Annotated in this window: 10 protein-coding genes; 7 read left to right on the plus strand and 3 right to left on the minus strand. The window is 72.6% G+C overall.

Going from position 1 to position 13,317, the window contains the following annotated elements:
* Window positions 1–225: 225 nt before the first annotated feature.
* Window positions 226–1,299: a TIGR03857 family LLM class F420-dependent oxidoreductase gene (locus I6A81_RS33460; protein WP_203006381.1), complete on the plus strand. Its 1,074-nt coding sequence runs from the start codon at window positions 226–228 to the stop codon at window positions 1,297–1,299.
* Between the two features lie 70 nt (window positions 1,300–1,369).
* Here the strand turns inward: I6A81_RS33460 and I6A81_RS33465 are convergent, their stop codons facing one another.
* Both I6A81_RS33465 and I6A81_RS33470 read right to left on the minus strand, forming a co-directional pair.
* Window positions 1,370–2,323, minus strand: a complete 954-nt coding sequence (locus I6A81_RS33465; protein WP_203006382.1) for a hypothetical protein — start codon at window positions 2,321–2,323, stop codon at window positions 1,370–1,372.
* Window positions 2,316–3,410 (minus strand): phosphotransferase family protein, encoded by a 1,095-nt coding sequence (locus I6A81_RS33470; protein WP_203006383.1) that lies wholly within the window; start codon window positions 3,408–3,410, stop codon window positions 2,316–2,318. Before I6A81_RS33470 ends, I6A81_RS33465 begins: the two co-directional genes overlap by 8 nt.
* Window positions 3,411–3,653: 243 nt before the next feature.
* Here I6A81_RS33470 and I6A81_RS33475 point away from each other — a divergent pair, with 243 nt between their 5' ends.
* From I6A81_RS33475 to I6A81_RS33490, 4 genes are all read left to right on the plus strand, one after another.
* Window positions 3,654–5,339, plus strand: coding sequence for a class I adenylate-forming enzyme family protein (locus I6A81_RS33475; RefSeq protein WP_203006384.1), 1,686 nt, complete (start codon window positions 3,654–3,656; stop codon window positions 5,337–5,339).
* Window positions 5,340–5,422: 83 nt separating this feature from the next.
* On the plus strand, window positions 5,423–6,493 hold the full coding sequence (locus I6A81_RS33480; protein ID WP_203006385.1) for an NAD(P)H-dependent amine dehydrogenase family protein: 1,071 nt from the start codon (window positions 5,423–5,425) through the stop codon (window positions 6,491–6,493).
* 84 nt (window positions 6,494–6,577) lie between these two features.
* Window positions 6,578–7,408 carry an amidohydrolase family protein gene (locus I6A81_RS33485; protein WP_203006386.1) on the plus strand — a complete coding sequence of 277 codons (831 nt, stop codon included), beginning with the start codon at window positions 6,578–6,580 and terminating at the stop codon, window positions 7,406–7,408.
* A 348-nt stretch (window positions 7,409–7,756) separates the two neighbouring features.
* A complete protein-coding gene (locus I6A81_RS33490; protein ID WP_203006387.1) occupies window positions 7,757–9,217 on the plus strand; it encodes an aldehyde dehydrogenase family protein in 1,461 nt (486 codons plus the stop codon).
* A gap of 143 nt (window positions 9,218–9,360) precedes the next feature.
* Here I6A81_RS33490 and I6A81_RS33495 read toward each other — a convergent pair whose 3' ends face one another.
* The gene (locus I6A81_RS33495; RefSeq protein ID WP_203006388.1) at window positions 9,361–10,926 is read right to left on the minus strand and encodes an acyl-CoA synthetase; all 1,566 of its coding nucleotides are present in this window, start codon (window positions 10,924–10,926) and stop codon (window positions 9,361–9,363) included.
* Between the two features lie 223 nt (window positions 10,927–11,149).
* Between I6A81_RS33495 and I6A81_RS33500 the strand changes: the two genes are divergently transcribed.
* A complete protein-coding gene (locus tag I6A81_RS33500; RefSeq protein ID WP_203006393.1) occupies window positions 11,150–12,001 on the plus strand; it encodes an amidohydrolase family protein in 852 nt (283 codons plus the stop codon).
* A gap of 97 nt (window positions 12,002–12,098) precedes the next feature.
* Window positions 12,099–13,250: an acyl-CoA dehydrogenase family protein gene (locus tag I6A81_RS33505; protein ID WP_203006389.1), complete on the plus strand. Its 1,152-nt coding sequence runs from the start codon at window positions 12,099–12,101 to the stop codon at window positions 13,248–13,250.
* Window positions 13,251–13,317: the final 67 nt, after the last annotated feature.

Raw genomic sequence — 13,317 nt, forward strand, 5'->3', positions numbered from 1 at the left:
GCCGAACTCGTCCCCCGCATCCGCGACATCGAACTCGCCGCACCCGCCGAGTACATCGAGACCCTCTTCGTCGGCGGCCCCAAGAGCGTCCCCATCCGCTACAAGATGGCCTGAGCGCCGCCCGCGCCGGGTCGGACGCCGGCCGCTTGCGCGGATGCCGTCCGACTGATGAGATCCATCTAGATCTTTTTCGGCGCCGACCCGACGTCCTCCTGGGAGCGAACCATGAACACCGCCACGGCGAACGACGCGAGCGGCACCGGCCAGGTGCACGACGAGCTCGCCTGCTACCTCCTGGCCGGCCAGCCGAAGTCGTCGCACGACATCGTCGCCGAGGCAGCCGAGGCCGAGCGGCTCGGCCTCGGCACTGCCTACATCTCCGAGCGGTTCAACAAGAAGGAAGCCGCGGCGCTGTCCGGCGCCGCGGGCGCCGTCACCGAGCGCATCACGATCGCGACCGGGGCCACGAACCACAACACCCGCCACCCGATGGTGACCGCCGGCTACGCCCGCACCATGCAGAGCCTCACCGGCGGCCGCTTCGTGCTCGGGCTCGGCCGTGGGGTCCCGCGTATGCAGGACATCTACGGCATCCCCCGGGTGACGACCGCGCAGCTCGAGGACTTCGTCGGCCTCATGCGCCGGCTCTTCCGGGGCGAGGCGATCGTCGGTCACAACGGCCCGGCCGGCTCCTGGCCCGTGCTCCACCTCGACGCGACGCTCGACGAGCACCTGCCGATGGGCATCGTGGCGTTCGGGCCCAACACGCTCAAGCTCGGCGGCCGACTGTTCGACCAGGTCGTGCTGCACACGTTCTTCACCGACGAGACCACGGCGCGCGCCGTCGCGACGGTCAAGCGCGCCGCCGAGGAGGCGGGGCGCGACCCCGACTCGGTCAAGGTCTGGTCCTGCTTCGCGACCGTCGGCGAGCACGTCCCCGCCGACCAGCGGCTCATGAAGCTCGTCGGCCGCCTCGGCACCTACCTGGAGGGGTACGGCGACCTGCTGGTGCGTACCAACGGCTGGGACCCCGAGGTGCTCCGGCGGTACAAGGCCGACCCGGTGATCTCGGGCATCCGCGGCCTCGACATCGTCGGCACCCCCGAGCAGCTGGCGCACGCCGCGACACTGATCCCGTCCGAGTGGCTCGAGCCAGCGGCGACCGGCACCCCGGCGCAGTGCGTCGCCGCGGTCCGCAACCAGCTCGCCCTCGGCTGTGACGGCGTCATCATGCACGGCGCCACCCCGGCCGAGCTCGCCCCGATCGTCGCCGAGTACCGGCGCTCCGCGCCCGCCTAGCCGCGACCGGCGCGGGCCCGGCGGCGCCGGGCCCGGGCGGGCCGCGCCCGCTGGCCACCCTCCCGGGTGGTCAGCGGGGCTCGTAGCGGCTGGCCTCGAACCAGCCGCGGCACGGGCCGTCCCACCCGGGCACCCTGGCCGCCACGAGGGTGCGCCAGTACGGCCACTGCTCCGGCTCCTGGCAGGTGTGGGCCATGTCGAAGCAGACGCTGGGCATGATCGGCTCGAGCTCCACCTCGATCGGCTCGCCGTCGGCGGACTCGAAGCGAAGGGTGCCCGGGGTGATGGTCCGTGCCTTGTCGTCGTACCCGACGGTCCCCCCGGCCCAGCTGAGGCGGCGGGGCTCGCCGGAGCCCTCCCGCAGGTACCCGGAGCCGCGTCCGTACCTGGGCGAGCCGACGAAGTAGAGCTGGCGGTCGCCGCCCTGCAGGTCGCCGATCGCGAACGGCAGACGCCACTCGCGTGGCCCCCACGACCGGTCCCGGTGCGCCCCGGCGCGCACCTGGCGCTCCACGCCGTCGACGACGACCGTCCCGGACGCCCGCAGCGACTGCTCGAAGCGGTCCGTCGGGTACGCCGTGCCGGCGCCCGGCGCCGCGCCCACGCACGCGCTCGTGGCCGCGCAGACGAGGTCGATCGAGACCGGCACGTGGGCGCCCGCGCCCGGGCCCGACCGGGCGAGCAGCGTGCCGGCGAAGGTGAAGCGGGCGCCGTCCAGCGGCGGTTCCGGCCGCCAGCCGAACCGCAGGGCCCACCGGTCGTAGGAGTGCCCGGCGGCGAGGTCGAAGTGGTCGAGGTCGAGCCGCGTCTCCTCGACGCCGAGCCAGGCGCCGTCGACGTGGACGAAGCACCACAGCATCGCCCGCCGCTGGTTCGGCAGGAGCCCGAGGCGGAAGAAGCCGGCCGGCCCGCCGTCCAGGTCGATGAAGGAGAAGTACCAGGACTCGTTCCACGACCACTCGTCCGGATCGGACGCGTGCAGGTTCTCGTCGGCGGCGCTGAACCTGGCCGGTTGCTCAGGCACGGGCGGCCCTGTCCACGCAGTCCTCCCAGCGGTCGACCAGCGTGTTGGCCGACTCGATCCCGCCGTCCGCCAGACCCCACTGGACCATCGCCCGGGTGGCCGTGACGCACAGGATCGTCACCCCGAAGGCCGTCCAGTAGGCGCGGTTGGCCGCGGGCCGCCCCGTCGCGCGGCTCCACCGCTCCCAGGTCTCGTCCGCGCCCGGTTGCCCGTCCAGGGGCTGCTGGGCGCTGGCCCGGTGCAGGCCGTCGAAGAAGATGCTGTAAGCGATGTCGGCGGCGGGGTTGCCGACGTAGGCGACCTCGAAGTCGACGAGTGCCCGCGCCTCGGTCCCGGCGATGAGGCAGTTGGCGATGCGGGCGTCGCCCATGCAGACCGCCGGCGCGTCGTCGGCGCCCGGGGGGACGTTGTCCCGCAGCCAGTCCAGCAGGCGCAGCTGCCGCGGCACGCTCTCGGCCGGCGCGACGTCCACCAGCGCCGCCCGCCAGTAGTCGAGGACGTCGAGCACGCCACGCGGCCCGTGGCTCGCCTCGGGGACCTTCGCCGCGTCCACGGAGTGCAGGGCGGCGAGCGCGTCGTGGAAGGACTCCCAGATCGCCCGGGTGGCCGCCGGGCCCGCGTCCCGCAGCCAGGGGTCGTCGTGCGGGCCCGCCGCCGACGAGTCGGCCACGCCGCGCCCCTCGACGTGCTCCATAACGAAGCACCGCCGCCCGGTCGCCTCCCCGGTGTCGACGGCGAGCACCTCCGGCACCGGCGCGCCCATCCTGTGGACGCCGGCGAGGATCCGGGCCTCGCGGCAGGCGTCTCGCTGGTAGACGACGCTGGGCTCGTCGGGAGCCTTGAGGATCATCGGCACGACGCCGCCGCCGGTGACGGTGTCGACGCGCCACACCCCGCTGGAGTGGCCGCCAGGCAGCCTGCTGACGGCGACCGACGACGGGGCGGGGTCCAGGCTCGCGCCGAGCCAGGCGGCGAGCAGCCGCGCGTCGACGCCGTCTCCCGGCGCGCCGGCGCCCCAGGCAGCCGAGTCAGGGCCGTCGTCCGGTAAGCCGGAGCCGTCCATCTCGTGGTCCATCTCGACGTCCATGCAGGCTCCTTCGCGCGACGGCCTTGGGCGCTGCTGGCAGAGGCTAGGGCATACATCTACACGTCTTCAATGGTTGCGCGCCGTACGTCCTCCACGGCCACGCGACATCGGCACGACCGCGCACCCTTGGCGTGCTCGGCCTAAATCTCTAGACTATTTGGTCATGCCACCACGTTGGTCAGCCACGGGCGCGCCGGGTCACCGGGCCGCGGAGAACCTTCCGCACGGGCCGCGGAGGCCGCGTTGACGGCGCCGGCGGGCGACCCGCGAGCCGCGCTGGTTGCACCCGGGTCGTACTTCGAGGTCGCGGACGAGGACGTGCGCGGCGTCCGGATGCCGGTCTTCAGGCATCGGATCCGGTCGTTACGGGAGCTGCTGGCGGGCACGGCGCGGTTCGGGGAGCGGACCTACCTGGTCGAGGGCGACGTCCGCGTCGGCTTCGCCACCCACCTCGAGTACGTCGACGCCCTCGCGGCCGCGCTCCAGGACGACTACCGGCTGCGGCCGGGCGAGCGCGTCGCGATCTACGCCGCGAACCGGTGGGAGTGGATCGTCGCCTTCTGGGCCGTCGCGACGGCCGGCGCGATCCCCGCCACCTACAACGGCTGGTGGACGCCCGACGAGTTCGCCTACGCGACCGGCCTGGTCGAGCCGTCGCTGGTCATCGGGGACTCGCGGCGTCTCGAGCGCGCGGCCGAGGCCGGGGCCACGCCGCCGGTGCTCGACCTCGACGAGGTGCCCGCGATCGTCGAGGCCCGGCGCGGCGCCCGGCCGGCGCCGGTGAGCGTCGACGAGGACGACCCCGCGGTCCTGATCTTCACGAGCGGGACCACCGGCCGGCCGAAGGCCGTCACCATCGGGCACCGCGGGCTGTGCGGGGCGCTCCAGCTCGCCGCCTTCGGCGAGACGCTGGCGATGGTGGCCAGAGGCGGCGCGGTGCCGGCCGCGGGCGACACGCTGCCCGCCCACGACGACGTCGTGCTCATGACCTCGCCGCTGTTCCACACGTCGATGCTGTTCGGGGTCGTGCTGCGCGCGGTCGTGCGCGGCTTCACGGGCGTGCTGCTGCCGGGCCGCTTCGATCCCGAGCGGGTTCTCGCGGCGATCGAGCGCGAGCGGGTCACGAGCTGGCTCGCGCTGGGCGGCGCGGCGGCCAGGGTCTGCGCGGTGCCGGGGCGGGAGCGGTACGACACGGCCAGCCTGCGGCACATGGGGGTCGGCGGGGCCCCGGTCAGCCCGGCGGTCCAGCGGGCGATCCGCGACACCTTCCCCGGGGTGGCGAACAGCCTGAGCATCGGCTACGCCAGCACCGAGAGCGTGGCGGTCGTCGCCAACCTCGCCGGGCCCGCCCTCGAGCGGCACCCCGCGTCCACCGGACGGCCCTCGGTGACCACCCGGCTCGAGCTGCGCGACCCGGCCGGCGTCCCCGTGCCTGAGGGGACGCTCGGCGAGGTGCACGTCCGCAGTCCCTATCTCATGCTCGGCTACTGGGACGACCCCGCGGCCTCGGCCGCCGTCCTCAGGGACGACGGCTGGCTGGCGATGGGGGACGTCGGGCGCGTCGTCGACGGGCTGCTCTACATCGACAGCCGCGCCCGGGACCTGATCCTGGTCAACGCCGAGAACGTCGCGCCGACCGAGGTCGAGCACCGCCTCGAGGATCATCCTGAGGTGCTCGAGGCCGCCGTCTTCGCGGTCGACGACGAGGTGACCGGTGACGGGGTCTGCGCCGCCGTCGTCACCGGGCCGGACGCGAAGCTGGACGGGGGCGCTCTCGACGCGTGGTGCCGCGCCGCTCTCGCGCACTACAAGGTGCCGACCCGCTGGCATCTCGTCACCGAGCCGCTTCCCCGCACGGCCACCGGCAAGCTCCTCAAGCACGAGATCCGCGCGCTGGTCACCGGCGAGAAGCCCTCGCAATACATCTAGATGTCTTTGCTCGCATCCGGTAGAACCTTTGCTAGGACGCCCATGCCACCGCCGGCTCGTCGCGTCCGGAGCGGAGATGCGCGATGACCTATCGGGTTGTGCAGTGGACGACCGGCAACGTCGGCCGGCAGTCGGTCGAGGCGATACTCGCCCACCCGGACCTGGAGTTAGTGGGCTGCTACGCGTGGTCGCCCGACAAGGCAGGCAAGGACGTCGGGGAGCTGTGCGGCACGTCGCCCGCCGGGGTGGCCGCGACCAACGACGTCGACGCGCTGCTGGCGCTCAAGCCCGACTGCGTCGTCTACAACCCCATGTGGCTCGACGTCGCCGAGATGGTGCGCATCCTCGAGTCCGGCGCGAACATCGTCAGCACGGCGGGATTCATCACCGGTCATTCCCTCGGCGACGGCCGTGACCGCATCCTGGAGGCCTGCGCCCGGGGCCAGAGCTCGGTCTTCGGCTCCGGCATCAACCCGGGCCTGGCGAACCTGATCGCGATGGTCTCCGCCGCCGGCTGCGACCGCGTCGACAAGATCGTGGTGAGCGAGACGGCCGACGCCACCGGCTACGACTCCCCCGCCACCGAGCTGCCGGTCGGGTTCGCCCGCCCCATCGACGACCCGGACCTGCTGGCGATGACCACCAAGGGCACCTCGGTGTTCGAGGACGCCGTCCGCCTGCTCGGCAGCGCCCTCGGCGTCGAGTTCGACGAGATCGTCTGCGAGGCCGAGTACGCGAAGACCACCGAGGACCTCGACCTCGGCTCCTGGAAGATCGCCGCCGGCTGCGTCGCGGGGATCGCCGGCAGCTGGCAGGGCAGGATCGCCGGGCGGACGGTCGTCGACCTGCGCTTCCGGTGGCGCAAGGGCCAGTCCCTGGAGCCCGACTGGAAGATGGACACCGGCTACTTCATCGAGGTCCAGGGCCGCCCGACGATCCGGACGAAGGTCGAGATCCTGCCGCCCGCCGACTTCCAGGGCAGCACGCTCTCGGACTTCATGGTTCTGGGCATGGTCATGACGGCGATGCCCGCGGTGCACGCCATCCCCGCCGTCGTCGCCGCGCCGCCCGGCATCGTGACCTACACCGACCTTCCGCTCCCCCTGCCCAGGAAGGTCGTTCCGCGGCCGGCGGAGCCGGAACTGGTGGGCTGACCACCCTCCGGAGCACGCCGGGACGCACACGGGTGACCACGCCGCGCTCGACGCCGCGCACCCGACACCCTCGAGAGGAGACCGATGGCCCGCGCCATGGACTGCCTGGTGAACGTCGACTTCGGTGACACGAAGAAGCAGCCGGACTGGATGGTCCGGGTGAAGGAGGACTACTTCAAGGGCGGTGACGACTTCTTCCGCAGCCCGGAACTGCCCGAACTGCTCGACGACATGGACGCCAACGGCGTCGAGCGCGCGATCCTGATCGCGAAGGCCGGGCAGCCCGACGGACGGGCGTTCCAGTTCGCCGAGGCCCGCCCCGACCGCTTCGCCCTCGCGATCGGCGGCTTCAACCTGCTCCGCCCCATGCCGACCCTGAAGGCGCTGGAGGGGTTCGTCCGCGACTTCCCGGTCGTGTGTACGAATGTCGGGCCGAGCTTCTGGGGCGACGGCATGTACCCGCCCACCGACCCGGTCTACTACCCGCTCTACGTCAAGTGCTGCGAGCTCGACCTGCCGTTGTGCATGAACACCGGCATCCCCGGGCCGCCGCTGCCCGCCGAGCCCCAGAACCCGATCTACATCGACCGGGTCTGCTACCGGTTCCCCGAACTCAAGCTGTGCATGATCCACGGCGCCGATCCCTGGTGGGACACCGCCATCCGCCTCATGATCAAATATAAGAACCTGCGGCTGATGACCTCCGCCTGGTCGCCGAAGCGGCTGCCCGCCTCGCTGCTGCACTACATGTCGACCCGCGGCAAGGACCGCGTCATCTTCGCCTCCGACTACCCGGTCCTGTCGTTCAAACGGACCCTCGGCGAGGCCGCCGCCCTCGACCTGACCGACGAGGTCCGCGACAACTGGCTCTACGCCAACGCCGACGCCTTCTTCTTCGGCGGAAAGGCGCCGTGACCAGGCCCGGGCCGACCGGCGGCACTCCAGCCCCAAAGGTCTAGAGCTTATTGGGCGGAATGCGTAGGGTGGACCGTATGTCCCGCCGCGCTCTGCCGCAGGCCAGCCAGCGCCGCCGGGCGGGCACGCGAGCGGCGGGCGAGGCCCGGGAGACGGCCCGGTGACGGTGAGCACCGACCTGATCGCCGCCTGGGACCCCGGCCGCCGCGGCCTCGACGGACCACCCCTCGTCGATCACACTCCCCTTGCCCGCACAAGGTCGAACGGCGGGCCACGCCGCGTGTGCGCCCGCCGTCCCGCACCTCCCGTTCGCCGCGTCCTTTCGACGCCCGCTCTTCCGGAGAAGTGATGCCCGAGCAGCGCATGTTAGTCAACGGCAAGCTCGTCGACGCCGAGGGCGGCCGCGTCTTCGACAACGTCAACCCGGCGACCGAAGAGGTCATCGGCGTCACCGCCGACGGGTCGCGCGCCGACATGGAGCGGGCCGTCGCCGCGGCCCGGGCCGCGTTCGACACGTCGGACTGGGCCCGCGACCACGCCGGCCGCAAGAAGGCGCTCCTGCAGCTCCAGGCGGCGATCGAGGCCGAGGTGGAGGAACTGCGGGCCGAGCTCGTCGCCGAGGTCGGCTGCCCGGTGATCACCACCTACGGGCCGCAGCTCGACGCGCCGCTGAAGGAGGCGCTGCGCTGGCCCGCCGACCAGATCGAACAGTTCCCGTGGAGCCGGGCGCTCGGCGAGAAGGACGCCTTCGGGATGGGCTACCCCTCCGCCCGCGAGGTCTGGAAGGAGCCCGTCGGGGTCGTCGGCGTGGTCACTCCGTGGAACTTCCCGTTCGAGATCGCGCTCAACAAGCTCGGCCCGATCCTCGCCATGGGCAACACCTGCGTGCTCAAGCCCGCGCCGGACACGCCCTGGAACACGACCCGCCTCGGCCGGCTGATCGCCGAGCACACCGACATCCCACCGGGTGTCGTCAACATCGTCCCCTCGTCCGACCACCTCGTCGGCGAGGTCCTCTCGACCTCCCCCCTGGTCGACATGATCGCCTTCACCGGCTCGACGGTGACCGGCCGGCGCATCATGGCGGCCGCGGCCGCCACGGTGAAGCCGACGTTCCTCGAGCTCGGCGGCAAGTCGGTCAACCTGGTGCTCGACGACGCCGACTTCGCCCAGGCCATCCCGAGCGCGGCGATGGTGTGCATGCACGCCGGCCAGGGCTGCGCGATGCCGACCCGGCTGCTCGTCCCGAACTCGCGCTACGACGAGGCCATCGAGCTGGCCAGGGCGGCCTTCGAGGGCGTCAAGTACGGCGACCCCACCGACCCGTCGGTGCTGCAGGGCCCCCAGGTCTCCAAGCGCCAGCAGGAGCGGGTGCTCGGCTACATCGAGACCGGCCGCGCCGAGGGCGCCCGCGTCGTCCTCGGCGGCGGCGTACCCAAGGACCTCGACCGCGGCTACTTCGTGGAGCCGACGCTGTTCGCCGACGTCACCCCCGGCATGACGATCGCCCAGGAGGAGATCTTCGGCCCGGTCCTCGTCGTCATCGGCTTCGAGGACGACGACGACGCCGTGCGCATCGCCAACGACTCCGTCTACGGCCTCTCTGGCGTGATCACGTCGAGCGACCTGGACCGGGCCAAGAGCGTCGCGCGCCGGATCCGCACCGGCACGGTCGGCCTCAACGGCGGCCTGTGGTACGGCGCGGACGCCCCCTTCGGTGGCTACAAGCAGTCCGGCATCGGCCGCCAGTGCGGCATCGAGGGCCTGGAGATCTTCACCGAGACCAAGACCGTCGGCTGGCCGGCCTGACCCGGGCCGTGGCGGGGTAGGCGAGGCCTGAGGCTCGCCCACCCCGCCACGATCGGCCCCTGCCTGCGCGGCGGCCGTCGCCGCGCGCCGCGGGTGTGCAGACCATCAAGGCCCCTCCGGGTCGGCGATGGCCGGCCATTTATCTAAATATTTGCCTCCTGTCGGGCGGCGGCCAGGCGGTCGAGGTACTCCTGGCGCAGCGGGACCTTGTAGAGCTTGCCGGTAGGCAGCCGCGGCAGCTCGGCGCGGAAGTCGACGGCCCGGGGCACCTTCGGCCCGGCCAGGTGGGCGCGCACGTGGGCCCGTAGCCTCTCGGCCAGCTCCGCGGACGGGGCCACGCCCTCGGCGGGCTGCACCACGGCGTGCACGTACTCGCCCATCTCGTCGTCGGGGAGGCCGAAGACGGCGACGTCGGCGACGTCGGGGTGCACCACCAGGCAGGCCTCGATCTCGGCGGGATAGATGTTCACCCCGCCGGAGATGATGGTGAAGGCGCCGCGGTCGGTGAGGTAGAGGTATCCCTCGTCGTCGACGTAGCCCAGGTCGCCGAGCGACGACCAGTTGTCGTGCTTGGGGTGACGCGCCGCGGCGGTCTTGGCCGGGTCGTTGTGGTACTCGAAGGCCGCCGTCTCGCGCTCGAAGTAGACCGAGCCGGTCTGCCCCGGTGGGAGCTCGGCGCCGTCGGGGCCGCAGACGTGGATGGTGCCCATGACCGGCCGCCCGACCGACCCGGGATGCGCCAGCCACTCCGCCGAGCGGATGAGCGTCATGCCGGCGCCCTCGGTGCCCGAGTAGTACTCGGTGAGGATCGGGCCGAGCCAGTCGATGACCTGCCGTTTCACCGGGACCGGGCAGGGCGCGCCCGCGTGGATGACGACCTTCAGGCTGGAAAGGTCGTAGGCCGCCCGGGTCTCGGCGGGCAGCTTGAGCAGCCGCACCAGCATGGTGGGCACCACCTGCAGGTGGGTGACCCGTTCCCGCTCGACGACCGCCAGCATCTGCTCGGCGTCGAACTTCTCCATCACGACGAGGGTGGCGCCCAGCTCGTGGACGCCGCGGGACCAGCCAAGCGGGGCGGTGTGGTAGAGCGGCGCGGGGCACAGGTAGACCGAGCTCGCGTCCATCTCGCCGACCTGCCGGCACATCAGCGCGCTGCGCACACCCGCCGGGTCGGCGACGTCGACGCCGGACAGCGGGCGCCTGATCCCCTTGGGCAGCCCGGTCGTGCCTGAGGAGTACTGCAGGAAGTCCCCTCGTGGCTGGTGGTCGAGCGGCGCGGCGGGGAACCGCTCGACCGCTCGTTCGTAGGACTCGAAGCCGTCGCGGTCGCCGTCGATCAGCAACCGGGTGCCGCAGCCGGGGACGTCACCGAGGGCCTCGGCGGCGACAGTCGCGAGCCGGGCCGTCGTCACCAGCGCCGACGCGCCGCAGTCACGCAGGACGTAGGCGGCCTCGGCGGCGGTGGCGTAGCGGTTGAGGGCCGTGAGGTACAGGCCCGAGCGGGTGGCCGCCCAGAGCACCTCGCAGAAGCGTGGGTGGTTCTCGGCGAGCAGGGCGACGACGTCGCCGGCCCGCAGGCCACGGGCCGCCAGCAGCCGGGCGAGCCGGGCGGAGCGTTCGTCGAGCTGGCGGTAGGTAACGACCTCGCCGCCGGCCATCACGACGGCCGGCTTGTCGGGGGTGGTCACCGCGTGTGTGCCGGGATACATATGGCCTCCAGCATTCGGCGATGGCGCTTCGGACGGGCGGGCCGCCGCGGGTGACGGAGAGCTACCGCAACTCAATATCGATGTCGACATTAACCCAGATCGTGGCTATGGTGCACGCACCAGCAGTGCGACGAAAGGTGCCGAGGTGACGCCAGACCTCCCGTCGGACCCGCCTGTCACGGCCGGCCGGCCGCGGCCGTTCGGCGTCGGGGTGATCGACACGATGGTCGGGTTCCCTCAGGACCCGGCGGCGCTGTACAAGCAACTTCGCGCGGTGCTGCGCGACGCGCAGTCCCGCGACGAGTTCGTGATGCCGGCGCAGTACATGTTCCGCGAGATCCCCGACAACGAGCTCGCCGACGGCGTCGACCCGGTGGCGCTCGTGCTCGGCGAGCTGGACCGGCACGGCGTCGACGTCGCGCTGGTCAGCGTCAGCGCGAACGAGGAAGTGGCCGCCCGCGCGCTGGCCGAGCACCCGGACCGGTTCGTCGGCTCCTGGAGCTGCGACCCGAACAGGGGCATGGCGGGCATCCGCGAGCTCGTCCACGCCCACGAGACCTACGGGATCCGGGCGGCGACCGTCTTCCCCCACGGCGGGCTGCCGCAGGTGCCGATCGACGGGCCGCAGATGTACCCGATCTACGCGAAGTGCGTCGAGCTGGGGATTCCCATCTTCGTGACCGTCGGGATCGCCGGCCCACGGCTGCCCTCGGCCTGCCAGCGCGTCGAGCTCATCGACCAGGTGATGTACGACTTCCCCGAGCTGGTGTTCGTCATGCGCCACGGCGCCGAGCCGTGGACCGAGCTGGCCGTGAAGCTCATGCTCAAGTGGCCGAACCTCTACTACTCGACCAGCGCGTTCGCGCCGCGTTACTACCCGGCGGACATCATCAACTACGCCAACACCCGCGGCGCGGACAAGATCCTCTACGGCGGCTACTTCCCGATGGGACTCACGCTCGACCGCATCATGGCCGAGCTGCCACATGTGGGACTGAAGGACGACGTGTGGCCGAAGTTCCTGCGCCACAACGCCGCCCGCCTGCTCGGCCTCGCCGACGAGCCCGGCCGATGAGCGCCTCGCCCATGAGCGCCCCGCCCCTGAGCAGCGCCGCACCCATGAGCGCCCCGCCGACGGCGTCTCGCCGGACGTCACCCCGAAGGAGGGCCACGTGGACCTCTCCGTGACGCCGGAGCTGGCGGAGCTGCGCCGGACCGTGCGCGACTTCCTCGCCAAGGCCTCGCCGGAGGCCGAGGTCAGGCGGCTGATGGACACCGACGAGGGCTACGACGCCGACGTCTGGCGGGCACTCGCCGCCGACCTCGGCCTCGCGGGGCTCGCCCTGCCCGAACGGTACGGCGGCGCGGGCTGCGGGTTCGTCGAACTGGGAGTCGTCCTCGAGGAGGCCGGCCGGGCGCTGCTGTGCGCGCCGATCCTCTCGACCGTCGTGCTGGCCGCCCCCACCCTGCTCGCGCTCGGCGACGAGGCGGCGTGCGCCGACTACCTGCCGGCCATCGCCGCGGGCGAGACCGTCGCCACGCTCGCGCTCACCGAGCCCTCCGGGCTTCCCAGCGCGGACGCGGTCACGACCACGGCCACGCGCGGCGCGGACGGCTGGCGGCTGACCGGGACCACGGCGTTCGTGCTCGACGGCCACACCGCCACGCTCCTGCTGGTCCCCGCGCGCACCGGCGCGGGCCTCGGCGTGTTCGCCGTCGAGGCCCGCCCCGGCGCGGGCCTCGGCGACGGCGCGCCCGGCCTGCGCCGCCGGCCCCAGGCCACGCTCGACCAGACCCGCAGGCAGGCCACGCTCACCTTCGACGCGACGCCGGCCCGGCTGCTCGGCGAGGAGGGCGCGGCGGGGCCGGCGCTGTCCCGGGTGCTCGACCTCGCGGCCGTCGCGACCGCCACCGAGCAGGCCGGCGGCGCCGCTCGGGTACTCGACATGGCGGTCGACTACGCGAAGACCCGTGTCCAGTTCGGCCGGCCGATCGGCTCCTTCCAGGCCGTCAAGCACAAGCTCGCCGACCTGCACCTCGAGGTGGAGTCGGCCCGCTCGGCCGCCTACGCCGGCCTGTGGGCCGCGGACGAGGACCCCGCCGGGCTTCGAGAAGCCGCGAGCCTGGCCAAGGCCTGCTGCGGCGACGCGTTCGTCAGGGCCGCGGCGGAGAACATCCAGGTGCACGGCGGGATCGGAGTCACCTGGGAACACCCGGGGCACCTCTACTTCAAGCGGGCGCACGGCTCCGCCCAGCTGTTCGGCAACGCCGCCCACCACCGTCAGAGGCTCGCGGAGCTGGTGCTCGCGGGCCTTCCCGACTAGGGGCGACCTGATGATCGGACGACAGCGGCCACCCGAACGTGGCGGCCCGGGCGGGACGGCGCCCGAC

Source organism: Frankia nepalensis, assembly GCF_016786325.1.
Classification (GTDB): domain Bacteria; phylum Actinomycetota; class Actinomycetes; order Frankiales; family Frankiaceae; genus Pseudofrankia; species Pseudofrankia nepalensis.